This window comes from Exiguobacterium aurantiacum DSM 6208, assembly GCF_000702585.1.
In the GTDB taxonomy this organism is placed as follows: Bacteria; Bacillota; Bacilli; order Exiguobacteriales; family Exiguobacteriaceae; genus Exiguobacterium; species Exiguobacterium aurantiacum.
Map to the genome: position 1 here is coordinate 2,613,361 of NZ_JNIQ01000001.1, position 24,419 is coordinate 2,637,779.

Below are 24,419 nucleotides of genomic sequence, written 5' to 3' on the forward strand. Positions count from 1 at the left end.
TCGGGCCTTGAGGCGCTCTGCCCGAGCCCCTTTTTCAGGCGGGCTGGGCGTTCTTCCATGCCCAGCCCGCCATCTTCTTGAGATTGAGGGCAGCAAAAGTAAGCATCGCCTGCATTGAAACTTTTTCAAGTCCCCGGTAACGGGTCCAACGCATGCCATGCTTCTCTTTTGCGTCCGCAAACACGCGCTCGACCGTTTGTTTCCGACGGTCATAGATGTTGCGGTTCAGTTCGGTGTGGCGGAGGTCTTCGACCTCGTCCATATAGGGTTGCCAGAGGTGTCGTTCGATGATCCGCTGATGCTTCTGGCTCTTCGTGCACTGCTCGAGCAACGGGCAGTTCACACAAACGGTGGGATTTGAGACGTATTTACGTTTCCCCTCGCGCATCGTGGTGCTGTACGTTAATAACTCGTTGTTCGGGCAGATGTAGACGTCATGGTGCTCGTCGTAGATGAAATCTTTGGTCTTGAAGGCGCCCTTCTTGCCCTTCGGGCGCGTGTACGGGAAGACCGGCAGGATTCCACGGTCGATCAGCAATTTGGCGATGGCAGGGTTTTTATAGGCGGAGTCGGCGGCGACGGCGAACGGTTGAATCAGACGGTTGGAGACCTTGTCGAGCAGATCTGGGAACGCGAGACTGTCATGCACGTTCCCTGGTGTAACGATGGCACCGAGCACGAACCCATGGGCGTCGCTCGCCGCATGGACCGAGTAAGCGAACTGCTTCTCACGCTCACCTTTCACGTAATATCCACTCTCAGGGTCTGTCGTACTGACCTTGATCTCCTTCGTTTCCTCCGCCTGATTCTTTTTTGGCCCCAAGGGCTTCTTTCCACTTTCTTCGCGATCTCGTTTGACCTCGGCATCTAGTTGTTCCTGATAGTGCTTCACCTCTTGGCGGACGGTCTTCTTGACGAGCTTCCGCTTGTTCGCGTTCGCCTTAACGTGTGTTGAGTCGACGAACAGGACGGCGCGATCGATGAACCCGGCGTCCGCGGCCTGTTCAAGGATGTGATAGAAGATGTCGTCGAATAAGTTCGTGTACTGGAAGCGACGCACATAGTTCTTCCCGAACGTTGAAAATGTGGCACCTTGTCCGTGAACCCGAACCCGAGAAACCAACGGTACGCGACGTTCGTCTCGATCTCACGAATCGTCTGACGCATCGATCGGATACCGAACAGGTACTGAAGGAAGGTCATCTTGATCAGGACGACAGGGTCGACGCTCGGTCGCCCGCGGTCCTCAGAATATAGGTCCTCCACGAGCGGATAGATGAACCCAAAGTCGATCACCGCCTCAATTTTTCGGACCAGATGGTCCGCTGGCACGAGCTCGTCGAGCGTGACCATCTCCAGTTGCGTTCGATTGGTTTCCGATTCTGTTAATTTCCTGATCATCCGATTCGCCTCCATGACTGGTTCTCTACCTCTCATTATAAAAAAGGAACGAGAGTACGAAAAGAGGGATTGATGCGTAAACCGACCGAGGGCACGGCGAGACTTCTAGGGGAATAGCAAGCAAAGGGAGACCCAGCAGCGACAATGTCGCGATGCGGCTCCCTGCTTGCCCCAAGAAAAGCGAGCTGTGCCCGGTCGGGCAAATAAAAAGACTGCAGACAATGTTTTGTCTACAGTCTGAGAGAGCGGCTATCCGCTCTCTTCCGGCTGCAGACAAGATTTGTCTGCGGTTTTTTTATTTTTTGCGAGGTAAACCGTTCTGCTAATCCGACTGCCTATTGTGTTACTTCTTCGTCAAGAAGGCGTGCATCGCTTGCCGATGGATGTCGGTCTGTCCGCATTTTCGTTGCCACTGAATCTCTTCTTCGAGCCCCGCTTCGAACGATTCGGCACGGAACAGCGCCTTCATTCCTTCAACGGCGACCGGCGATTGTTTCGCGAGCGCCTCGGCGTACTCGGTCAACGCTTTCGTGTAGACGTCATCTTCGACGAGCTCTGTGACGAGACCGAACCGTTCCGCTTGTTCCGCGTCGATCGTCCGCCCGCTCCACATCCAGCTAAGGGCAAGGTCAGGGCGCATCAACCGCTTCAAGTGATACGGTCCGCCCGCATCCGCGACGAGCCCGATTTTAATGAACGCCGAACTGAAATTCGTCGAACGGGCCACGATGCGCACATCGGCGGCAAGCGCGAGGCTGAGCCCCGCACCGGCGACGACCCCATGGATGCCGGCGATGAGCGGTTTCGGGCATGACGCGAGCGCACGTACGAGTGGATGGTACACGTCTTCTAAATACGTCCCGTAATCGGCATCGCTCTCAATCGTCAAGTCTTGGCCGGACGAGAAGGCCCGCCCTTCCCCGACGAGCACGATGACGCGCACGTCCTCGTCAGCCACAAGATCCTGCATCGCCTCGGCCGCTTCCTTCAAAAGCGTCTCGTTTAACGCGTTCAACTTTTCGGGCCGATTCCATTTGAGCCAGCCTACCCCGTTATGGCGCGTGATTTGAATCGTTTCCATGTTCAACGTCCCCCTTTTAATAAATGAATCACTGTTCATTTCGCTATTCCCCATTCTGTCTCCTTCCTGTCACGAAAACTTTGCGAGTTCGATTGCCCGACACTGCCACTATTTGCTATTCTTAGAGGAGTCATTCATGGAAAGGGTGGGCTTGATGCAACTGACGAACGCCGCTCGGCAATTGAAGCAACGAAAGATCCCGTTCACGTTCCATACGTACGACGTGGATCCATCTGACGTCTCAGCCAGTCACGTCGCCGCGTCGATGGGCAAGCCTCTCAACCAATTATATAAAACGATTTGCCTCGAGAATGAACAAAAGCGCCACGCTTTCTTCCTCATCCCGGGGGATATGGACGTCGACTTGAAAGCGGCGGCGAAAGCATGGGGAGCGAAGAAAGCCTCTCCGGTCCCAATGAAGGAACTCGAGGCGCTCACCGGATACATCCGCGGAGGCGTGTCACCAATCGGGTCGAAAAAACCGTTCCCGGTCTTCTTGCACGAAAGTGCCAAACAGAAAGAAACGATCATCATCTCAGCCGGAAAACGCGGCGCCCAACTTGAACTTACCCCAGACGACCTGCTACGTTTCACCAACGGTCGCTGGTTCACTCAATGAAAAAGATGGAGGCAATATTATGTGGAAAGAAAGAATCCGGTCCTGGGTTCCTAACTCGTTTACGTTCGGTAACTTATTTTGCGGCGTCATCGCCATCGTTTACGCCGCACGGGGCGATTTCTCGAACGCGACGCTCTTGATCATCATCGCGATGATGCTCGACAGTCTCGACGGTCGGCTCGCCCGCATGCTCGGGGTGGCGGGCGACTTCGGGAAAGAACTCGATTCACTCGCCGACGTCGTCACGTTCGGCGTGGCTCCGGCCTTGCTCGCCTATTACACGTTCTTCATCGACTACGGCAACTACGGCCTATTCTTCGCCGCCTTGTTCCCGTTATTCGGAGCGTACCGTTTGGCCCGCTTCAACTTGTCAGCGACAAACGTGACGGCAAGCTATTTCTCAGGTGTTCCGATCACAGCTGCGGGTGGGCTCCTCGCCGTCGTTACGACGTTCGGCGATCGCGTCAGCGAACTGCTCACACCAATCTTCTTCACCGGCCTCGCTCTACTCATGGTCAGCCGCGTGCGGATCCCGAGTTTCAAAGACGTCCCGTTGCCGCGCCACTCGTTCATCATCACGGTCAGCCTCGTCTACTTGACGTATATGATTTTCGCAAGATGGAAGGAATGGCCGTCGTTCTGGTTCATCGCCGTTACGTTCTACGTTCTCTTCATCGCCTTCTCGTTCGTCAAAAAACGAAAAAGTATGGCTAACTGACGAGCTCCTACAACAGGAGCTCGTTTTTTGTGCACGCATTCATTAGACGCCGGGTAGAAACCTCTTTAGAATGGTAAGAGAGGTGATGAAATGAAAGTTTATCCATGGATTTGGAAATGGTTTGTCGTTTGGTATGGGATCGGCCTCATCTTGGTCGGTTTCGATTTACTCCCGAGTTGGCTCGAATGGGCGAACCCGGTGTTTTTATGGCTTGCCGGTGCCATCGGGGGCTGGGTCATTGCGGACGGGGTCCGTCACGCCCGCTACATCGTCCCGTTCATCTTTTTCGGATCGATCGCCGTCGAGACGCTCGGCGTCAAAACGGGATTCCCGTTCAGTGAATATTTGTACGCGGAGGCGTTCGGGCCGACCGTCTTCGGCGTCCCAATCACGATCGGCGCGGCTTGGCTCGCCGTCATCGGGGCAAGCTTCGCCGTCGCTCGCTTGTTCAACTTCAAACGCCGAACGCTCTGGCTCGTCCCGTTCCTCGCCGTCTGGCTCGACATGGCGATCGATCCGGTCGCGGCGAACGTGAAAGGCTATTGGGAATGGGCGAACGATGGCTTATATTATGATATCCCGACACAAAACTTTGTCGGTTGGTTCGGTTTGTCACTCATCTTTTCTTGGCTCCTCGATCGGTATGAGGTCGAGGCCGAACCGCTCTTGTTGACGCACGGACGCTATTTGTTCGTCATGCTGCACGCCTTGTTCGGCGTCACGGCGGTGAACGCCGGCTTATACGGTATCGGCGCGCTCAGCATTGTGACGGCCGGGGTCATCTTCATCGAACGGAGGGTCCGACATGATCGAAGCGAACAAAAAGAAATGGTTCAATGATGTCTTTTCCGTTTTCGTCAAAGAGCGTCAAATCCGTCCGTTCTTCCATACGGTCTACGTGCGCGCTGATGACGTCCCGACGCCTGGCTTATTCCTCGCGACCCACAGCTCGTGGTGGGACGGGCTCATCTTATTGATGTTGAACGAACATTACTTACGCCATGACGTCCATGTGTTGATGGATGAGGACGGCTTGCGCCGTTTCCCGTTCTTCCGCCACTTAGGTGCGTTCTCGATTAAGAAAGGAAAACTGTCCGACGTCCGCGCGTCACTCGCCTATGCCGGATCATTGTTGAATGACGGCAAGTCGGTCTGGATGTTCCCACAAGGACGTGAGTACCCTCAAGAACATCGTCCGCTCGAGATCGGCACCGGGGCGACGATGCTGCTCACGAAACCGGACGTGCGACTATGCGCGATTTATTATGCGTTCGAATCACACGCCGCACCGGTCGTCTATGTCCGGTTTCGCAACCACCGTGTCGTTTCGGATACACGCAGGCTACAAAAACAAGAACTCGCCGAGGCGCTCGAAAGATTGTACGACGACACGCGGGCTGACGTGATCTCAAAATCTGATCGCTACGTCGCACTGTTTCCGCCAAAGCGCAGTCTCGCCGATTGGACGGAGCGTCTGCTCGAGATCGCGAGGGGGTGCCGATGATCATCTTCTCGCTCACCCTGCTCATGCTCGTCTTCACGCTCGTCAACTTACTTTTTTTACGACCGCTCACAGCACCGGTGTCCGCCCCGGCCACCGCCGTCTGTATCCCGCTTCGTAACGAAGAGCGGAACGTGCCGAAATTGATCGCAAGTTTGAAAGCGGCCCTGCCGGCAGGTTGTCACGTCTATTTATACGAAGATCGTTCGGAAGACAAGACGTATGAGGTGCTCCTCCGTGAAATCGATAACGACGAACGCTTCACCATCTTCCGCGGTGTCCCGCTCCCGAAAGGCTGGGCCGGCAAAGTGCACGCCTGTCACCAGCTCGCGTCACGGACGGCCGAACCGTTTCTTCTCTTCCTCGATGCCGACGTGACGATCGACCACTCGTTCATCGGCCGCATGCACGGGACGCTCATCCGCGAACAGGCCGTCTTCTTGTCCGGCTTCCCTCGCTTCCCGACTCCGACTTGGCTCGGCAAACTGCTCATCCCGATGCAACACGTCTTGATCGCCCAACATTTGCCGCTGTTTTGGCGAAAAGTGCGTCACCCCGCTTTCGCGGCCGCGAACGGGATGAACGTCCTTGTCGAACGGAAGAGTTATGACGACGTCGGCGGCCACGCCTCGATCCACGACTCGTTGATCGATGATATCGACCTATGCCGGGAGTTCAAACGCCGAAAAAAAGTGACATCACTCGTCCAAGTGTCGCCTTACATCACGTGTGACATGTATGCGACGAATGAAGAAGTGTGGAACGGGTTTTCAAAAAACGTATTCAAGGGAATGAATGAATCAATGGGCATCGCCCTTTATTTCTTTATGTATTACGGTATCCAGTTGTCAGCGTTTGTCGCGCTCCTCTTCCGACCGGATCTCCTATCGCTTGGAGGGGTGCTATTCGTCCTCCTCGCCAGACTCGCCATCGACTTGAGATCCGGCGGACGATTTTTTTGGCTCCATCCGTTCAGCCTCATCGCTTACTTGGCTCTCTTGTCGAGCGCGGTCATCCGAAAATGGAGACGACAACCGATTACATGGAAAGGCCGAATGTACCCTTAGAAAAACGTTAGGAGGCAGAAAGCCATGAAACAGATTGCCATCATCGGAGCCGGCCTCGGTGGCCTTAGCGCCGCCGTCACGCTTGCGGCTCGCGGTTACGACGTGACCGTCATCGAAAAAAATGAACACGTCGGGGGCAAATTGATGCCCGTCATCACGGACAACCACCGGTTTGATTTCGGTCCGAACACGATCACGATGCCGGATGTGTTCCGTTCCGTCATCCGAAACAGCGGGGCCAACCCGGAAGATTACTTCGAACTCGTCAAACTCGACACGCATACGGTCAATCATTTCCCGGACGGGTCGACGCTGACGTTCCACTCGGGACGCGAACAGATGGAAGAAGAGATTCGGCGTTTGACCGGGGACAAAGCCGACAAGAACCAACTCGCCGAATACTTAGACGAGGCCGAAAAGTTGTTCGATATCGCGAATAACCGCTTCTTCACCCGAATGGAGACGAAGATGGATACGGGCCTCTGGGCGGACATGATGAAAGTCCACCCGCTCACAAGCCTGCACTCACTCCATAAAAAATACTTTAAGGACCCGCGCATCATCCAAGCGCTTGACCGCTACGCGACATACATCGGCAGCAGCCCGTATGTGACGCCGGGCACGTTCGCGCTCATCTCTCACCTCGAGCTGAACGACGGCGTCTACTATGCGAAAGGTGGAAATTGGACGATTGCGAAAGGTTTCGCCAAACGGGCGAGCGAGCTCGGTGTCGAGTTCAAACTCGGTCACGAAGTCACGAAGATTGAAGTGTTGAACGGAAAAGCCCACGCCGTCGTCATCGATGACGAGGAAGTGTTGTCGTGCGACGCGGTGCTGTTGAACGGTGAACTGCTCACCCAATATCCGCGCCTCGTCGAAACGCAACATCGTCCCTCGTTCCCTGTGCCGACACGGGACACGGTCGAGCCGTCCGTCTCGGCGTTCGTCATCATGGTCGGACTCAACAAGCGCTTGAACTTGGCGCACCATAACGTCTATTTCTCAGACGACTATGAGGCCGAGTTCCAGGCACTGTTCGAAGAAGAACGTTACGCTGACGAACCGACGATCTACATCTCGAACTCTTCTTACACCGACCCGGCGATGGGCGAGGGTGGTGACAACTTGTTCATCCTCGTCAACGCCCCGGCCCATTTGACCGACATCGATGCCGAGACGTATGAACATCTGATCCGCCGTCGCCTCCGCCGATTCGGCGTCGAGTGGGACGATGCGGACGTCATGTATCACCGTCGCGTCACCCCGCACGACTTGACGCGTGATTTTTATGCGTATTACGGGGCGCTTTATGGGACGTCTGCCAATTCGAAAAAAGGTGCGTTCTTCCGTCCGTCGGCCCGCTCGGAAGATGTCTCGAACATCTGGTTCGCAGGCGGTTCGACCCATCCTGGCGGTGGTAGCCCGATGGTCACGCTTTCAGGACAATTGGCCGCCCGCTCGATGTTAGAGGACATACCTCTGACAATTTGAACATTTTGTGAACAAGAGATTCGACACTTGTCGACAAGTTGCAGACGTGATAATATCATATTCGAGTTCAAGCAGTTTTGTAACGTTTGTTACACCTGTAGCGATCGAATGGCTTCCCCGAGCCAATCGCGTTTTGAACTTGTCACACCCGAGAAAAAGTGATGAGCGAGTTTCCCCACTCGTATGCCGTAGCTGGATCAGCATGCATCTGATGTTCCCCCTTAGTCCATCAAGCATCCTGGTTCAGCGAAGATGCCCCATCGTGTCATTCCCCATGAGACGAGGCACATCTTTAGGTGTTCATCACAAGCCGATCCGTTCGTTTCCCCGATGAACGGGTCAACATAACGCTTACGCCACTTTTGGTCCCCCGCCAAAAGTGGTTTTTTTGTGCAGAAAAAAAGCGACCGCATAGGCGGTCACTCACAGTCTTGCTAATAGCTTTCCTTTTTGAAGCGTCGACACATATGCCCGCTTCGTGAAGACGTCGTACTCGTTTTGACGGGCCGCATCCAATATGCCTTCGTATAACAGTGCCGCGGCCTGGACGGGCTTCCGGCTCGCCGGCGGGTATAGCCGGTGCGTCTTCCGAGCGCTCGCATAGAGCATTTCGGCCCGCTGTGCGAGCGTCTCCCAGACGTCGATGAAGGCAGGTGATACCGTGCGTGCCAACAGATCGGCTTCGGTCATGCCGTGTCGCTCGAGAACGTCACGGGGCACATAAATGCGGTCCCGGTTCAAGTCTTCACCGACGTCACGCAAAATGTTCGTCAATTGCATGGCGATGCCGAGGTCGATCGCCCCTTGTCTCAGTTCAGCCTTCATCGCCTCTTCCGGACGTGGCACGAGGATTGGCAACAGCATCAAGCCGACGGTGCTCGCCGCATAATAACCGTATTGCTCCGTCTCCTCGAGCGTCGCGTAGCGCGACTTATGTAAGTCCCACTTCATGCCTTCAGCAAGTTCAAAGAACGGTTCGACGTCCATCTCATACCGTTCCCATACGTCACGGAGCGCCACCCATAAAGCGTCCGTTTGTTCGGCTCCCGTCAAAAAGTGGTCAAACGCTTGCAAAAACTCCGCCAAACTTTCTTCCGGCCGATCCGATTCATCCACTGCATCGTCTAACGTTCGACAAAACGCATAGACGGCCGTCACAGCTTGGCGGTCAGGCTTTGAGAGCAACGAGAAGGCCCGATAAAACGTCAACGAGCCTTTCTTCATGATTTCCTCACATTGACGATACGCTTCTTGTGTCGTCATGGTACGCTGCCCCCATTTCTTCTTCCATTCTCTTCACTAACAGTTGCGATCCAATCATGACGATCGGGACCCCGCCGCACGGATGGACCGAGGCACCGACGGCGTAGAGCCGATCGATATGCGCGTACGGGCGCGCCTGCGGCTTGAATGCTGCCGACTGGGCAAGTTTCGGGGCGATGCCGAAGCTCCCCCCTTCAAACAACCCGAACCGTTCCGCGTCCATCGGGGTACGAACTTTCATCTCGAGGACGCGGTCGGTAAAGTCAGGCACCATCGCCTCGATCCGCGAGACGAGATGATCGATCGTCCCGCTCGCTTCAAAGTGTTCGCGCTCTAACTTGCGCGGCACCGGCACGAGCACGTAAAGCACACTCGTCCCGTCCGGCGCGAGCGTCGCATCGATGCGTGACGGATTGAACGTATACATCGCCGGATACTCGCTTAGTTTACCATCTTCGAAGATTGTTCGCATCGAACCAGCAAAATCATTCGGCAAATCAAATTGATGAACGGGGAGGTCGATGTCACCTGTTACGGTGAAGTACAGGAGCAACGTGCCGCTCGACGGTTCATACGCTTTCGGTTTGACGCCGTCAATGAGCCGTTCCATGAGCGGGAAATCACCGTTGACGACGACCGCGTCGTACGTCTCACGCACCCCGTCCACAACGACTGCCTTGGCCTGAGCGTTCTCGACGATGACCCGTTCGACCGCGACGTTCATGTTGAACGTGACACCCCGCTTTTTCAGCTCTTGTTCTAATTTCGTCGCCAAGGAGAAATATCCTCCTTTGACGTACCAGATGCCTTCTTCTTGTTCACGATACGGGATGAGTCCGTAAAGTGAAGGTGTCGCATACGGGTTCCCACCAATGTAAAGCGTCTGGAGGCTATAGGCGACGCGCAGACGTTCGTCTTTGAAGAAGCGTTTCATGTTCTCGTGGGCGGTCTCGTACGCTTTCAACCGCATGAGGAGGAGCAACAGTTTCGGTTCAAACAAATCCGACTTCGCCTTATACCCACGGTCTAGGAACGTCTCAAATCCGATTTGGTATTCTTCACGCTTTTGCCCCATGTAGCGGCGAAACCCGTCCCCTTCTCCGAACATGCGCTCCACTTCTTCGGCTTGGCGCTCGATGTCGCGATACTTGTAAAACGTCGTCCCGTCTTCGTAGCGGAGACGATACAACGGGTCGACTTCGAGCAGTTCGAGCTCTTGTTCCGGGAAGCCCGCTTCTTTCAGCTGGCTCTTCAGCTTGCTCGGCAACAACACGATCGTCGGGCCTTCATCGACGCGGGCCCCGTTCTCAAACTCGACGTAGTTGAGACGGCCCCCGACGCGATCTTCTTTCTCGTAAATCGTGATGTCGAGCGCCGGATACTTATGGGTCAGCAAGAGGGCCGCGTAGAGCGACCCGATGCCGGCCCCGACGAAACTAATCTTCATTGACCGACACCTGCCCGGTCACGAAGCAAGTTAGCCGTGATGCGTGCCGACTCGAAGATCGTCGGCAGGCCGCTACCGGGATGCGTGCCACCTCCGACAAGCCAGACGTGGTCGAGTTCTTCAAACTGGTTGTGCGGACGGAAGTACATCATTTGTGACAAGTTATGCCCTAAGTTGAACGTCGCTCCTTCGTACACCCCGAACGACTCCCAGTCGTGCGGCGTGAGCGCCTGCATTACTTCGATATGATCGCGGACGTTTCGATACGGTGAACGCGTCTCGAGCGCGTCGAGCACACTTTCGGTCATCTTCGCCTCGAGCGTCTCCCACGGCAAGTTGGACAAATTGTTCGGTACCGGGACGAGAACGTATAAAGAAGACTTGCCGGCCGGTGCGAGCGTCGGATCGATTCTTGACGCGTTTTGAACGTAGAACGAGAAGTCGTCGCTCAACTTCAAGTCTTGCGTCATGTCTTTCACGTTCCGTTCATAGTCGTCAGCGAAATGGATCGTATGGTGGCCGACATCGTCGTACAGCCGGTCGAGCCCGAGATAGAGCATGAACGTCGAGCACGAGTAGCGCTTCTTCCGCAGCTGTTTCGGACTCCAGCGTGTGAGCGTTCCGTCCGGGACGAGCGATGTCATCGCATGGGCAAAATCCGCCCCGATGACGACTTCGTCAAACGCATAATGGACGTTGTTCGCGACGAGCCCGTTCACACGCTTCCCGTCGAGCAACAACCGGTCGACCGATTCGCCAAGACGAATCGAACCGCCTTCCTCTTCGACGACGCGCGCCATCGCCGTACAAAGCTGGTTCACACCACCGATCGGGTGATGTACGCCATACGCATGCTCCATATAAGATAAAATCGAGAATCCACCCGGACAGTCCCAAGCCGACATGCCGAGATATTTCGCTTGGAACGTGAACGCGTATTTTAACTCCTCGCTCGTGAAGTATTCCGAGAGCACGTCATAAAGCGACTTGCCGATCGATAGAAACGGCAACGCCTTCAACACGCGCGTCGAGACGTAGTCCGTCAACTTGTCGTGCGCCGTCTGCAGAACCGGCATCAATTTCGAGAGCTTGATCGCCTGCTCAGCCATGAACCGTTCATACCCTTCCCCGTTGCCAGGGAACTGCGCTTCGATCGCCTCGTGCATCTCGTCGCGGTCGGTCGTCATCGATAAGACGCGTCGTCCCCGGTCAAAATATAAGTCATACATCGGCTCAAGCCGTCTCATATCGACGTAGTCGTGAAGGTTACGTCCCGTCTCTTCAAAGATCTCTTCTAAAATGTAAGGCATATTCAAAAAAGTCGGGCCACGATCAAACGCGAACTCCCCGACTTGTAGACGTGACGTCCGTCCACCGACGAACGGCTGTTTCTCGAACACGGTCACTTCCACACCCCGACTCGCCAATATCATGGCGGCGGCGAGGCCTCCTGGCCCGGCGCCGATGACTGCAACTCTTTTATCCGACACGTTGAACAACTCCCTATGTGAATAGTCTCTTATGCTTCTACTCCATTATAGAAATGAGTCGAGACAAGTTCAAATCTGAATCGGCTCGCCGTGTGTCCGCGATGTGTCAAACGCCTCGCTCGGCGATGACGATATACCAAGAACCTTCTGGGATGAACGGGATGAAACGGACGTTCTCGAAGCCGACTTGTTCCATTTGGCGACGGAGCGCGCGAATCGTCGGGAGCGGGTATAAATTGTCGTGAAGGGTCATGAACGCATTGAACGCCGAGGCGAACCGGGAACCGAGCGGCGTCTCCGCAAGCGGGGTGACGAGGACGGCCACACCTTGCTCGTCCAGGTTTTCGAGCATGCGTCCGAGCAGCTCGATCCGTTGTTCAGGCGAAAAGTAATAGAGCATGTTGTTCATCATGACGGCATCGAATCGCTCGTCGTGGTCCCATTCCATAAAATCGGCCACTTCATATCGAATCTCGCCCGTATCGTCTTGTTCCCGCGCTTCTTCGATGACGTCTTCTTCTAGATCGATGCCGGTCAACTTCCAATCCGGCTCGAGCCCGTGGAGCTTGCGCAAATAGCCGCCATGCCCGCAACCGATATCGAGCATCGTCTTGACGTCGGCTTGACGCAGCAATTGCTGCACGATCGGGAAGGCGACCGTCTCGACGAGCGTCGACGTCTGTGCGACGACTTGTCCGTGCGTCGCCCCATCGAACGTTTTTTGTTTGCCTGACTCCAAAAAGTCCGGGTAGGCGATCAAGGCAGGGATATGAAGCTCCATCATCTCTTGGAGCATGAACCCGATGCTGCGCTCGTCCTCGTGCGACAGCTGGTACTTCAAACTGCGGGTCGGGTAGTAACGCCAGCCTTTCTTCTTCAGATGACGGACGGCGACGCCGACGTCGAGCCAGCGCTCGAGTGCGAGTTTTGTCAGCGGCTGTTTCAAACGGAGCGTCATTTCCGCGTAACTCGCCCCCCCTTGGAGCGCATCAAATAAACCGTACTTGTATCCGATATAACCGTGCCATAGCGGCAGGAACGACTCAGTCTGTTTCATCCATCTCCGCGCGTGGAGCACGCGCGACCATTCATTCATCTGTTGATCCATCGTTTCACCTCATCATCGTTATCACTGATTTTTTTATTTTCCCCTAATAATTTGCGGACAAACAAAAAAATCCCACTTCGATGTGCGAAGTGGGACGTACTTTAAATAAAGTTACTGAAAAACGATTGGCCGTACGGCAGCGCGTAACCGATGAAGATTGTCACGAGCGACAGGACCGCAAAACCGCCGAGCATCGCACTCGCAGGTTTTTGTTTCTTCATGCGAATGAGCGCCATCTCACCGAAGATGAGCGTCAAGAGCCCTACCGTGATCTTCACGTGGTAGAACATGCCGCCGCCGTTCAATTTCAAGTACAAGTAAAGTCCTGTACCGAATGCGACGAGAAGCATGAGGCGAAACGCCATATGCGCGATCTTACCGCTCTTGTTACCATTTTTGTAGCCGATGTAGGCGACAGCGAACAAGACGAGGAGTAAAATCCAGCTCGTCACGTGTGTGTGTAGGAATGCAGTCAGTGGCATCCAATAATCCCCCTTTTAGTCATATACAATCCTTATTGTACACGAATAAACCGGTGACCGGTCAAGCCGGGACAGAAAAAGAGAGGTATGCGGCCGCATACCTCTCCAATATTGCCAATCAAGCAGTCGTCTGCGCTTCTTCACGGACAGCATGTTCATAGCTCGGGATGACGACGGTGAACGTCGATCCTTTATGCTGCACCGATTCGACATGAATCTGACCGGCGTGGCCTCGGACGATCTCCTGACAAATCGGGAGTCCAAGACCTGTACCGCCAATCTCACGGCTATCCGAGTTATCGACACGATAGAACTTATCGAAGAGGCGGTCGAGTGCCTCGCTCGGAATCCCGATCCCTTCGTCTTTCACTTTGATCGACACGGACTGATCGTGATGGGCCAATTCGATTGTGATCTTGCCACCATGCGGTGAATACTTCACGGCGTTCGAGAGCAAGTTGCTCATCAACTGCTTGAACTTCTGACAGTCAGCGAACAGTTCGTACGGACGGTCGTCAGCAGTCACGAGTTCAAACTGATGCTTCAATGACGACGCTTCATAGAATGTCATCATGTCACGGATGACCGGCTCGATGTCGAGCTGTTCCCGGTCATACATCTGGCTTCCGGCTTCCATACGCTGCACGTCGAGGAAGTCGTTGACGAGATGGGTCAACCGCTCTGTCTCCGCGTGGATCGTCTGCAAGTATTTCGCTTGTTTCTCGTTTGGCAACTGCTTCTTGACCATGAGCTCGGTGAACCCGTAAATCGAAGAGAGCGGTGTGCGCAACTCGTGCGAGATCGTCGAGATGAACTCACTCTTCAAGCGCTCCGCCTCGGTCTCGCTCGTGATGTCACGGAAGACGAGGAGCGTCCCTTTCGACAGGCCGCCGACGACGATGCGTTCGGCGTACATCTGCAAGTTCATCTCCCCTTTGCGGATCGAGAAGCTGACGCTGTCGTGCGGGAAGTCGTCTGTGAACAGACGGTCCGTATATGTCACGAAATCATCTTCTTGGTCGACCGTCGTCGCGATCGTCTCACGCCATTCGTTCCATGACAGTTCGGCGAGTTCTCTCGACGTGATGTCGTCAAGCTCTGGGAACATCTCATAGAGCGGCCGGTTGACGAACACGTCGTCGGTCGAGTGTTCGACGTAGATGACCGCCTCGCGAATCGAATCGAGAATCCGTTCCGTCTTCCCTTTCTCTCGGGTCATCTCTTCGAAGAGACGCATCCGGAGAAGTGAGAGCGACAATTGACGTGCGAACGACATGATGTCGCCCATCTGCGTCTGCGTGAAGCGGTCTTTGTAGCGGACGAGATAGATGAACGCGATGATCGAGTCGTCCGTCGGGTCGTGGACCGGGACGGCCGTCTCGTACATATAGTACGGGTACGGGAGCGGGTGGTCGCTCGCGACTTGTTTCGACGAATGGACCGTCGTCCGAAGTGTCATCGCCCGCGTGAGCACCGAGTTCTCACTGTCAAGCAACTGACGCGTGAGCGTCTCGTTCAAGCCGTGGCTCGTGACCGAGAACGATCCCGTCGCATCGACGAAGACGAGCGCCCCGACTTCGGAGTCGGTGATGGCGACGAGCTTCTCGATGATCTCTGGATAAGCCGTCAACGAGTCTCGGGCTGCGAGCGTCTCCGTCAATTCGTTACGGTACGCCAAGTGCTGCTCGTTCTGTTGCGTCTGCTCCAAGATCTCTTCGAGTTCTTGTTGCTGAGCTTGGAGCTCTTCTTGCTGGGCGATCAACTCTTCTTGTTGTGCCTGCAACTCATGGTTCTTCTCGATCAAGTGACGTTCGTTGTCACGAAGCGTCTCCGCCATCTTATTGAACGAGCGGGACATCGTCCCGATCTCGTCTTCCCGATCCATCTGGTCGCTCAAATCGACGATTTCCCCTTTGAGCAGACGATCAGATGCGACCGCGAGCCTTGAAATCAAACGCGATTGGCGGCGTAAGAACGGCTGGACGAACAAGAGGATCAAGACGGCGAACGAGACGATGCTCGCAATCCATAAGAACTGTAAAATATTATTGTTTTGTCGCCATTCGGCGTATACGATTTCTTTCTCGCTGTTCATGAGCGTCTTGTAGTCGGTGAGCGACGTCTCGATTTGTTGAATCGGTCCGAGCGTGTCGATACCTCGTTCCGGACTGAACTGAATGGCACCTTGCTCAATTAAGCGCTGTGCCGTCGGGAGCGATGCGACCGTATCTGGGTCGATGAACGTCTCGCTGACATCCCCTTCGCTACGAGATTGTCCGTATTCAAGTGTGACCGGTAAAATCACATCGAAGTAAAAGTCATGGAAGTTTTGCAGGTCGTCCGCAAAAATTTCACCTTGCCGTGTCTGGACGACGCTCTTGAACCAATTGATTTCTTGTTGGAACTCGTTCTCTTTTGAGCGGGCTCGCTCCAGCGCTGCCGTATCGCCAAACAATAAATATCCACGTGAATCATACTGGGCAGCTTGCCACTCGTCCCATAGCGTGTTCAGTCGACTGATGCGCTCGTCGACTTCGCGCAGACGGGCCTCGTTCGCTGCGAGACGATCCTCGACGTACCAGTAGGCAATCCCTGAGCCGACCAAAGCGACCACTAAAAACGAATAGAGGACGACCATGATGTCACGTCCGAGTTTTTGTTTAAACCATCTGTTCAATTCACGATGCCTCCTATGATCTTCACCAATTCAAGTGGACTAAACGGTTTTGAGATAAAGTAATCGACTCCAATCTCATTCGCGCAATCACGATCAGATTGTTGACTTTTCGCCGTCAACATCATCACTTTCGTATGTTGACGTCCTGGCAACTTCCTTACTTTCTCGATGACTTCGAGTCCGGTCATCCCTGGCATCATATGATCAACGATTACGAGGTCGTATTCGTTTTGTTCAATCAAGCGATATGCTTCGAGGCCGTCTGGTGCCTCATCGATGTCGTAGCCTTCGTCTTCTAACGTATCTAATACGAGCATGCGTAATACTTCTTCATCTTCTGCGAGTAGAATTTTTACCATGACGATTCCTCCATTTTCATTCCATCTCATTATTTTAACGGATTTATTTCATAATCACAAAACAAAAGGCGTACGGTTTATAACCGTACACCTTCCAACGTACTACGTCTACATTATAGTACAACAACATCTTGTAAGTCTAACGAGTAAATGAGCGTCTGGCCGACCGTGATGCCCCAAATCGACTCGATCGCCTCACGGTACAGCGACAACTGGACCGCATACCGGTCGACGAGCATGTGAGCCGCCGCTTCGCGGGACGCGCTCATTGATAATACCGAATCCGATTTGTAGTCAAGCAAGACGTACATCTCTCCGTTATCGTACAGACAATCGATGATCCCTTGGATGAGCACGCGCTCGTCCGTGAACGTCTCGTTCGGGTTGACGCGCTCGGCCGGTACCGTGTACGTGAACGGCAACTCACGCCATGCGCGACCTGCCCGAAGCGCCTCTGCCAAGGCTTGCCCGACCGGAGCGTCAAAGAACGTTTCTAGATCCGGGATGGCGAGTCGTGCCGTCTCTGCTTCGACCGGGCTCAACATATTGTGATTCTCGAAGCGGTCGATTTGCGGTGCGATCGGCTCGTTCGGGTCGATCAATTGGAACAACAGGTGCAACGTCGTCCCGCGTTCGGCACCGGTCTGTCGCGTCTGTTTCCATTTCGGCTCCCGATACGGTGTATCGGTCGGCCGGAACGTCTCTTCAAACGCCGCTTGTTCAAGTTGCAACGCCCGCTTCAATTCTGTGACCGTCTGCTTCGCTGCCGTCTCTGTCGCCACTTGGGCCGGGTAAATGTAGTCGAACGCACGGCGGACCGTCTCGGTCACTGCTGCTTCTCGTTTGACCGGGAAGTCGATCGCCTCGAAATGCTTGACGTGATGGAGCTGGGCCATCATCTCTTGCAGTGTCGCGACTTCGGCCAGGTCCTCTTCCCCGATGACCCGATACGTCCATCTCGCCGCTTCCGGTGTCCCCGACAAGGCCGGCAATCCGAACTGTTCGAGGAACGGCGCCGACCCTTCTAATTTCAAGAGCGCCGGGGCGACCCAGTCAAGATACGTCTTCGCCTCACGCCGTGCGTCGGCCGCAAGTGTCGCACCGGTCTGTTCGACATGGAGCCAATCGTTTACTTGTTTCGCCGGATCGGCTACGGTGCCGACCAAGATCAATTTTTCTTTCGCCCTCGTCAAAGCGACGTACAAGACACGCATCTCCTCGGCTTTCATCGTCCGATCGAGGTCGCGGCGAATCATCTCCTTGACGAACGTCTCGGTGCGTGTCCGCGTGACGACGTCAATCGCGTCGAGTGAGATGCCGTATTGTTTATGGAAGATGACCCGTTGCATTTGATCGCGTTTGTTGAACTGTTTCCCGAGCTGGGCGACGATCGTCACCGGGAACTCGAGTCCTTTTGATTTATGCACCGTCATGATCCGGACGACGTTCTCTTCTTCCCCGAGCGAACGGGCTTCCGATAGATCCTCACCGTTGTCTTGTAACCGGTCCATCACCCGCAGGAAGCGATACAATCCGCGATAGCCGCTCCGTTCATAGGACAAGGCGCGGTCGTAGAGCGCCTTCAAGTTTTCTTGACGTCCTTTCCCGCCCGGAAGACCCCCGGCAAAATCATAAAAGCCGGTGTCGTTGAACACTTGCTGAATCAGTTCCGATAAGCTGTGGTTTCGGGCGAACGTACGCCACGCCGACAGCTGATCGAGAACGGTGCCGCATTTTAAACCGAGATCATCTTCTTCGTCCGCTTTCATCTTAAGGGCGTCAAAGAACGAATCTTCCGACTCGAGTCGGATTTTGGCCAAGTCTTCATCCGTGAAGCCGAACATCGGGGAGCGGAGCGCCCCGGCGAGCGGGATATCTTGCAGCGGATTATCGATCAGCTTGAGGACGGCCAGCATCATCCGAATCTCAGTCGCTTGGAAATAGCCGCCGTCAGAATCGGTATAGGCCGGGATGTTGTATTGTGTCAAGATGTCCATCAGTTGCTCGACCCGTTCCTTCTTCGAGCGGACCAAAATGACGATATCCCGGTATTCGCAAGACCGGAGCATCCCCGTCTCGTCATCCGTCACTTTGAACGGCTCCTCTCCGGAAACGAGTTCTAAAATCCTCGTCGCGATGGCGCGCCCTTCAAGTTCTTGTTTGGATAAGTCACGGCTCTGACCGTTGACGAGGATGAGTTCCGGGTTCGCTTCGAGCGCTTCATATTCACGCCCGGGGACGAGACGAGCCGCCTCATCGTATTCGATTTCACCGACCTCCTCATCCATCAGTTGGACGAACAAGTCGTTGATGCCGTGGAGCACCTCGGCCCGGCTCCGGAAATTCTGCGACAAATCGATGCGCTGACCGGAATCGGGTTGTTTGAAACGTGTCGCTTTGTCGATGAACAGACGCGGTTCCGCGTGTCGGAACCGGTAGATCGATTGCTTGATGTCACCGACCATGAACAAGTTACCGCTATGTTCGGCTTCATTGCTGACGAGACCGATGATCGTCTCTTGAATCTCGTTCGTATCTTGATATTCATCGACGAGCACTTCGGCGAACCGTTGCTTATAAAGCGACGCGACCGCCGAGGGTGCCTCGCCTTCCCGCAAAATGGCCAGGGCGTAATGCTCCAGATCACTGAAGTCGACGAACGCCCGGTCCCGTTTCGCCTGTTCGTATGCAGTCGCGAACGTCCGGACCGTCCGGACGAGCGTCTCGACGAGCGGACGCTGTGACACGAGCGCCTCGAGATGGTCGGCCCCGCTCACGCTCGCCTGTCCGAGGGCGTCGCTAAATTTTTTCTTGGCTTGGTCGTAAGCCGGCTTCAACACCGTATGGTAAATGTGATGTTCGTCTTGCCGTTTGACAGGTTTCATCGACCCGAATTTGACGGCACGGGCGGCCGTCTCGAGTTCGCTCCACGTGAGCGACTCGGCCTCGACCTGATCGAACGGGGCGATGGCGGTCAAGACGTTCTCAGCTTGCGCTTCGTACCCGGCGAGCCGTAGCTCGATGCCGACGCGGCGTAACTGCCGGAGCGCCCGCTCGATATCGGTGAACAAGATACGACCGAATTCGATTAAGAGCGGTTCCTCGTCCGGATCCCCTTCAAAACGATAAAGGGCGGTCAATTCATCTAAATACGCTTCCGGGTCCGGGAGCGTCCGGGCGTAATGATACAGCCCGAGGATAAGTTCTTCGATCTCACTGTCGCCCCGATCTGACGTGTACGCGTCGACGAGGGCGAAAAAGGCACGATCTTGCTTCCCATACTCGTCTTCGAGCACTTCTTCGAGGACATCGTCTTGAAGCAACACTAAATCGCGCTCCTCGGCGATTTTGAACGCCGGGTCAAGGTCGAGCAAGTAGTAGTTCTCGCGGATCACCTCTAGACAGAACGAGTGGATCGTCGTGATGAGCGCCCGGTTGAGCATTTGACGTTGCCGTCGGATGTAGTCGTTATCCGGGTCGTCTCGAAGTGCCCCGTCGAGCGCTTTGGCGATACGGCGCTTCATTTCGGCCGCCGCCGCGTTCGTAAACGTGACGACGAGCATCCGATCCGCCGTCAAGTCATCGTTCTCGTCGAGCAAACGGCTGGCGAGTCGTTCGACGAGAACCGCCGTCTTCCCTGAACCGGCGGCCGCCGAGACGAGCACGTGTGAACCTCTCGCATCGATGGCGGCTTGTTGATCATTCGTCCACTTCATCCGCATCCCCTCCTAATCTTGACAAGACGTCATCTTTCTCTAGTTTCTTCAATTGTCGCGGCGCATTGGCGAGCGCCTCGTCGAAGTGACATACACTTTGGTACGGGCACGTTTGACACGGCCGGCGCTCTTTGTACTCATATGGTTCGACACCGATCGCGCCGTCGTACATCGCCTCGGCACTCGTTTCGGCGACGTCGATCGCATGGTCCATCAGTTGCTCGAGCTGCGGCGGGGTGACAACTTTTTTCGCCGTATTCGAATCGATTGTCCCGTCTTTTTTGTATTTGACCGGGATGACGATCGACTTTTTCGTGTCGCCCTTCGCCGTTCGGTCCATGACGTCGAGCACTTCCGGGTCATCGACGAGCAGTCCTTGCATCTGATACGACTCGAGCACTTTCCGCTTCGTATCCGCGTCTGTTTCAGCCGGGGTGACGAGCGGGCGGTGGACGTGGAAATAAAGAGCCGCCGCCGGAGCGACGTTCTCTTGCGTCCAAGCGTCTGCCTGCTCGATCAACACTTTCAAATAGATGAGCATCTGCATCGCCAGCCCATAATATATTTCAGCGAAGTCGATATCACGCTTGCTCGACTTGTAATCGACGATGCGGACGTAAAGCTGGTCGTGGACCTGTGCCGTGTCGACCCGGTCAATCCGGCCGACGAGTTCGCACGTCGCCCCGTTGCTGAGGGTGAACGAGACCGGCGGGAAATTGCCGCTGCCAAACGCGAGCTCGAACGCTACGGGATCGAACCCGTCCCGCTTCGACTGTTCAATCAACACTTCCGCCGTCTTGCTGACGACGTCCGTCAGTTTTTTCTTCAAGTAGCCGTAACGGTTTGAACTCATCAAGATCGCATGTTGGATTTCTGGCGTGACAAGCTCGACGGCTGACTCAGCGAGCGATGCACATTCGTCCCGGCTGACGTCACGCCATTCTTTTCCGTCCATCTTCACCGTCTGAGACATGTGTTCGATCGTCCGGTGATACAAGTTACCGATATCCGGCGCCTCTAACCGGTACAGACGGCGTTCCTTCAAGCGCAAGCCGTAGCTGGCGAAGTGACGGAACGGACAGGCCTGGAACGTCTCCAGGCGCGAGACGCTCGCCCGAATCGAGTTCGTGTAGAGCGATTTCGCGACGTCTTTCGATAGCGGATCGGGCACGTTCTGATAAAACAAGGCGCTCGTCAGCAGACGAATCCGTTCACGGCCTTCAGGATGCCGCAACAGTTCGTTATAGACGGCAAACCATGTGTCTTGAATCGGATAATGTCGGCTCAACCGTTGGAGCTCGAGCGCTGTCACCGCCGCCGTCTGGTTGACGTTCGTGATGAATCGGAGCTGTTCAGCCGGTCGATGCTCACCCGCTTCCGCGAAATTCGTCTTGACCGGCTTCCCGTTCAAGAGCTTCGCTTTCAAGTCGGCGACGAAACCGGCTGGCTGAATCGCCTTCCCGCTCCGGTCGACCAAGGCATAGCTCACATACAACCGATGGCTCGGTGCTGTCAATGCTTTATATAGGTAGTACGTCTCATCATCAAACAAATGTTCCGTCGCCTTGCCGGCCCGGACCCCGTTCTCGTGCATAAAGTCGAGATCGTGATCAGTCAACAGCTTCGACTGCGTCGCGACGAGCGGGATTTGGTCTTCGTTGGCGCCAAGCAAGAATACGACTTTATTATCGATCAAGCGTCCCCGCACGTAGTCGGTGACCGTCAACTGATCGAGGGAAGGCGGGACGAGCGCGTAGCGAAGACTGTCGAGCCCCGTGTCCATCATTTGAAGGAACAGCTCGGTCGATAGCGTCTCGTCTGGTGCTGCCGCCTCAAGTTGTTCGAGTAGGTGGAGCACGGCATCCCACACTTGCGTATGTTCACGCGCCTCGATCAACCTTGCCTCCTCGAGCGCCTCTTCCCGCCAATACGCCAAGCAGGAAGCGACCTCGATCCGCTCTAGGAAGTGATAGATCGCGTGCGTGTACGCTTGCATCGTCTTCGCCGCTTTCAAGTCGGCAAGCAGCGGGTCGAACGTCTCGACGACGGTCTGGCGATAGCGATTGAGCGACGCCTCGAGGTCGAGTTCCTCCCCTGTCAGTTTCGCCTCGTCCTCGGCGCGCCGTTTCAGTTGCCATTCGTCATGCCAATGGTAATGTTTGATGCCACGTTCGATGACGAACGCCTCGAGCCGATCGACGGACGTACGTCGATGCTCGGCGTCGAGCAAGATGAGCTCGGTTTTAAGCGCCCGAAACACCGGTTCTTCCCGGTATCCACGCAAAGCGACCTCGATCGCCGCTTTCAGTAGTTCGACGACAGGATGATCGAGCATCGGCTGCCGTTCGTCCAGGAAGAACGGCAACGCCGCCTTCTGGAGTGCCTGTGAGGCCAAGTCGCCGTATTCTTCGAGTGAACGCGACACGAACGCGATGTCCCGATACCGGAAGTTCTCTTCCCGGACGAGCCGCATCACTTCTCGTACCGCCGCCTCGACTTCGACGGACCGATCGACAGCCGCTTCAAGTGTGACATGGTTTTCTTCTCGTGTGTACGGTGCTGCCGTCACGTGACCGAACGTCGCCTCGAGGTAAGCGAGGCTCGGGTGGGTGAACCGTCGCACCCCTTCGTGTGGCACATCGGTCGCACGGATTTGCCGTTCGGCGAGCAGCTCTTTGAACCGCATGATCGTTCGCTGCGTCGGTCCAAAGAGCGGATGTGGGCGATAGAGGGATTCCGGGTCGATCGTCAACAACACGGAGAGCGGCGCTTTTTCCGCCAAGGCAGTGAGAACGGCGAGCTCTTGCTCGGAAAACTCGTTGAACCCGTCGACGTAAAACTCGGTGCCCGCAAGGTCGACTTCGGGCAACAGCCCGAGCATGACATTGAAGTAGTCTTCGGCGTGGAGTGCCTTGCCGGCTGTCATCGACAAGAAGCCTTCGTACAGGATCGATAAGTCTTGAAGCTTCAACGCGCGGTGCTTGTCTTGCTCGCTCAGCCGAAGCAACTGTTCCGGGTCGACTAGCCCCCGCTTCAACAGCGTGATCAAATCATTCAACTCTTCATAAAAGCCATATTGGTTCATCGTCCGGCGGAACAGCGTCAGCCGTTCCTCGTTCATCTCGACGACACGGCGCAACAACAGGTGCGTCCCCGTCTGGTCTAAAAATTGCTCGGTCGAGATGCCGTGATCGCGCATCATTAAAAAGGCGAGACGACGCATCGACAGTACTTGCACCCGGGTCGACCCGGTCAAGCCGTCGGTCATCGCCATCTTCCGTTCCATCTCAAACGACATTTGATCCGGGACCAACAAATAGATGGTCGGTCCGCTCGGGTCGCGCTTCAGCTCTTCGATGATGCGCCCAATCATCCATTCGCTCTTGCCGCTGCCCGAACGTCCGACGTGAAAAGTGACCGTCATTTAGGCGAACACCCCTTCCCTTTTTTCTTTATTATGACGCATCCACATCCGTTTGTAGAGGGAAACCTCCTCTCAACCTTGGAAGAAAAATACCCAACCCTTCTCAGTCCCATTTGGCGCTTGTTTCGATTAGACTAGACGTATGAGGGGGATGAGCAATGAGTGCATACGAACAATTCGGCGGCGAACGCGGCGTCTCGCAACTCGTGGAGGCGTTTTACGATCTCGTCTATGCCGATCCAGTATTATTGCCGCTGTTTCCAGATGACAAAGAGCGGGTAAAACAACATCAGTTTGAATTTTTGACACAGCTGCTCGGAGGACCGAAGCTGTATACGGATCGTCGTGGTGGCGGCAACTTGGCGATGATCCATCGGGACCATCCGATTTCTGAGACACACGCCGGGCACTGGCTCGGTTGCATGGAGCAAGCACTGAAGACGGTCGATGCGCCGGAAGCGGTCAAACGCCAGTTGTTCCATCGATTGATCATGTCGTCGTCGAACGTCGTCCGTGTCTGCTCGCACCATTTTGAGTAGTCAGCCTTTCAAAAAGCGGGTATGATAAGAAAGTAA

Annotated in this window: 17 protein-coding genes and 1 pseudogene; 7 read left to right on the forward strand and 11 right to left on the reverse strand. The window is 55.1% G+C overall.

The features are described from left to right. Nucleotides 1-34: 34 nt before the first annotated feature. Together P398_RS16185 and P398_RS0113760 are read right to left on the reverse strand one after the other, a co-directional pair. Nucleotides 35-1,401: pseudogene (locus P398_RS16185) on the reverse strand (IS1182 family transposase). A gap of 343 nt (nucleotides 1,402-1,744) precedes the next feature. Beyond that, nucleotides 1,745-2,482 (reverse strand): enoyl-CoA hydratase/isomerase family protein, encoded by a 738-nt coding sequence (locus P398_RS0113760; RefSeq protein WP_029335772.1) that lies wholly within the window; start codon nucleotides 2,480-2,482, stop codon nucleotides 1,745-1,747. Nucleotides 2,483-2,618: 136 nt separating this feature from the next. On the opposite strand from P398_RS0113760, the gene ybaK reads away from it, so the two are divergent. The 6 genes from ybaK (at nucleotide 2,619) to P398_RS0113790 (ending at nucleotide 7,878) form a co-directional block, all read left to right on the forward strand. After that, complete coding sequence (gene ybaK / locus P398_RS0113765; protein WP_235263410.1) at nucleotides 2,619-3,101, forward strand: Cys-tRNA(Pro) deacylase; 483 nt, start codon at nucleotides 2,619-2,621, stop codon at nucleotides 3,099-3,101. A gap of 19 nt (nucleotides 3,102-3,120) precedes the next feature. After that, complete coding sequence (gene pssA, locus P398_RS0113770; RefSeq protein WP_029335775.1) at nucleotides 3,121-3,819, forward strand: CDP-diacylglycerol--serine O-phosphatidyltransferase; 699 nt, start codon at nucleotides 3,121-3,123, stop codon at nucleotides 3,817-3,819. Between the two features lie 90 nt (nucleotides 3,820-3,909). Beyond that, nucleotides 3,910-4,659, forward strand: a complete 750-nt coding sequence (locus tag P398_RS0113775; RefSeq protein WP_029335777.1) for a carotenoid biosynthesis protein — start codon at nucleotides 3,910-3,912, stop codon at nucleotides 4,657-4,659. After that, nucleotides 4,625-5,323, forward strand: a complete 699-nt coding sequence (locus tag P398_RS16190; RefSeq protein WP_034799245.1) for a lysophospholipid acyltransferase family protein — start codon at nucleotides 4,625-4,627, stop codon at nucleotides 5,321-5,323. The genes P398_RS0113775 and P398_RS16190 overlap by 35 nt, the downstream gene beginning before the upstream one ends. Continuing rightward, the gene (locus P398_RS0113785) at nucleotides 5,320-6,387 is read left to right on the forward strand and encodes a glycosyltransferase (RefSeq protein WP_029335780.1); all 1,068 of its coding nucleotides are present in this window, start codon (nucleotides 5,320-5,322) and stop codon (nucleotides 6,385-6,387) included. The genes P398_RS16190 and P398_RS0113785 overlap by 4 nt, the downstream gene beginning before the upstream one ends. 24 nt (nucleotides 6,388-6,411) lie before the next feature. Continuing rightward, nucleotides 6,412-7,878, forward strand: a complete 1,467-nt coding sequence (locus P398_RS0113790; RefSeq protein WP_029335782.1) for a phytoene desaturase family protein — start codon at nucleotides 6,412-6,414, stop codon at nucleotides 7,876-7,878. 423 nt (nucleotides 7,879-8,301) lie between these two features. On the opposite strand, the gene P398_RS0113795 is transcribed toward P398_RS0113790, so the two are convergent. The 9 genes from P398_RS0113795 to addB all read right to left on the reverse strand — a co-directional run bounded on the left by P398_RS0113795 (nucleotide 8,302) and on the right by addB (nucleotide 23,844). After that, nucleotides 8,302-9,141, reverse strand: coding sequence for a phytoene/squalene synthase family protein (locus tag P398_RS0113795; RefSeq protein ID WP_029335784.1), 840 nt, complete (start codon nucleotides 9,139-9,141; stop codon nucleotides 8,302-8,304). Beyond that, nucleotides 9,110-10,588: a phytoene desaturase family protein gene (locus P398_RS0113800; protein ID WP_029335786.1), complete on the reverse strand. Its 1,479-nt coding sequence runs from the start codon at nucleotides 10,586-10,588 to the stop codon at nucleotides 9,110-9,112. Before P398_RS0113800 ends, P398_RS0113795 begins: the two co-directional genes overlap by 32 nt. Beyond that, nucleotides 10,585-12,078, reverse strand: a complete 1,494-nt coding sequence (locus P398_RS0113805) for a phytoene desaturase family protein (RefSeq protein WP_029335788.1) — start codon at nucleotides 12,076-12,078, stop codon at nucleotides 10,585-10,587. Before P398_RS0113805 ends, P398_RS0113800 begins: the two co-directional genes overlap by 4 nt. A 106-nt stretch (nucleotides 12,079-12,184) precedes the next feature. After that, a complete protein-coding gene (locus P398_RS0113810) occupies nucleotides 12,185-13,186 on the reverse strand; it encodes a class I SAM-dependent methyltransferase (RefSeq protein WP_024371822.1) in 1,002 nt (333 codons plus the stop codon). A 101-nt stretch (nucleotides 13,187-13,287) separates the two neighbouring features. Then, entirely contained in the window at nucleotides 13,288-13,668 is a 381-nt protein-coding gene (locus tag P398_RS0113815; RefSeq protein ID WP_029335789.1) for a YisL family protein, read from the reverse strand. 118 nt (nucleotides 13,669-13,786) lie between these two features. Beyond that, on the reverse strand, nucleotides 13,787-16,345 hold the full coding sequence (locus tag P398_RS0113820) for a sensor histidine kinase (protein WP_029335790.1): 2,559 nt from the start codon (nucleotides 16,343-16,345) through the stop codon (nucleotides 13,787-13,789). Then, nucleotides 16,342-16,704: a response regulator gene (locus tag P398_RS0113825; protein ID WP_021066686.1), complete on the reverse strand. Its 363-nt coding sequence runs from the start codon at nucleotides 16,702-16,704 to the stop codon at nucleotides 16,342-16,344. Before P398_RS0113825 ends, P398_RS0113820 begins: the two co-directional genes overlap by 4 nt. Nucleotides 16,705-16,817: 113 nt before the next feature. Next, a complete protein-coding gene (addA, locus tag P398_RS0113830) occupies nucleotides 16,818-20,420 on the reverse strand; it encodes a helicase-exonuclease AddAB subunit AddA (protein ID WP_235263417.1) in 3,603 nt (1,200 codons plus the stop codon). Beyond that, nucleotides 20,404-23,844, reverse strand: a complete 3,441-nt coding sequence (gene addB, locus P398_RS0113835; protein ID WP_029335792.1) for a helicase-exonuclease AddAB subunit AddB — start codon at nucleotides 23,842-23,844, stop codon at nucleotides 20,404-20,406. Before addB ends, addA begins: the two co-directional genes overlap by 17 nt. A 158-nt stretch (nucleotides 23,845-24,002) precedes the next feature. Between addB and P398_RS0113840 the strand changes: the two genes are divergently transcribed. After that, nucleotides 24,003-24,383 carry a globin domain-containing protein gene (locus P398_RS0113840; protein WP_024371817.1) on the forward strand — a complete coding sequence of 127 codons (381 nt, stop codon included), beginning with the start codon at nucleotides 24,003-24,005 and terminating at the stop codon, nucleotides 24,381-24,383. Nucleotides 24,384-24,419: the final 36 nt, after the last annotated feature.

Bases quoted from the DNA above. Each gene is read 5' to 3' on its own strand.
- P398_RS0113760 (WP_029335772.1), bottom strand. From the start codon at position 2,482: ATGGAAACGATTCAAATCACGCGCCATAACGGGGTAGGCTGGCTCAAA.
- ybaK (WP_235263410.1), top strand. From the start codon at position 2,619: ATGGAAAGGGTGGGCTTGATGCAACTGACGAACGCCGCTCGGCAATTG.
- pssA (WP_029335775.1), top strand. From the start codon at position 3,121: ATGTGGAAAGAAAGAATCCGGTCCTGGGTTCCTAACTCGTTTACGTTC.
- P398_RS0113775 (WP_029335777.1), top strand. From the start codon at position 3,910: ATGAAAGTTTATCCATGGATTTGGAAATGGTTTGTCGTTTGGTATGGG.
- P398_RS16190 (WP_034799245.1), top strand. From the start codon at position 4,625: ATGATCGAAGCGAACAAAAAGAAATGGTTCAATGATGTCTTTTCCGTT.
- P398_RS0113785 (WP_029335780.1), top strand. From the start codon at position 5,320: ATGATCATCTTCTCGCTCACCCTGCTCATGCTCGTCTTCACGCTCGTC.
- P398_RS0113790 (WP_029335782.1), top strand. From the start codon at position 6,412: ATGAAACAGATTGCCATCATCGGAGCCGGCCTCGGTGGCCTTAGCGCC.
- P398_RS0113795 (WP_029335784.1), bottom strand. From the start codon at position 9,141: ATGACGACACAAGAAGCGTATCGTCAATGTGAGGAAATCATGAAGAAA.
- P398_RS0113800 (WP_029335786.1), bottom strand. From the start codon at position 10,588: ATGAAGATTAGTTTCGTCGGGGCCGGCATCGGGTCGCTCTACGCGGCC.
- P398_RS0113810 (WP_024371822.1), bottom strand. From the start codon at position 13,186: ATGGATCAACAGATGAATGAATGGTCGCGCGTGCTCCACGCGCGGAGA.
- P398_RS0113815 (WP_029335789.1), bottom strand. From the start codon at position 13,668: ATGCCACTGACTGCATTCCTACACACACACGTGACGAGCTGGATTTTA.
- P398_RS0113825 (WP_021066686.1), bottom strand. From the start codon at position 16,704: ATGGTAAAAATTCTACTCGCAGAAGATGAAGAAGTATTACGCATGCTC.
- addA (WP_235263417.1), bottom strand. From the start codon at position 20,420: ATGAAGTGGACGAATGATCAACAAGCCGCCATCGATGCGAGAGGTTCA.
- addB (WP_029335792.1), bottom strand. From the start codon at position 23,844: ATGACGGTCACTTTTCACGTCGGACGTTCGGGCAGCGGCAAGAGCGAA.
- P398_RS0113840 (WP_024371817.1), top strand. From the start codon at position 24,003: ATGAGTGCATACGAACAATTCGGCGGCGAACGCGGCGTCTCGCAACTC.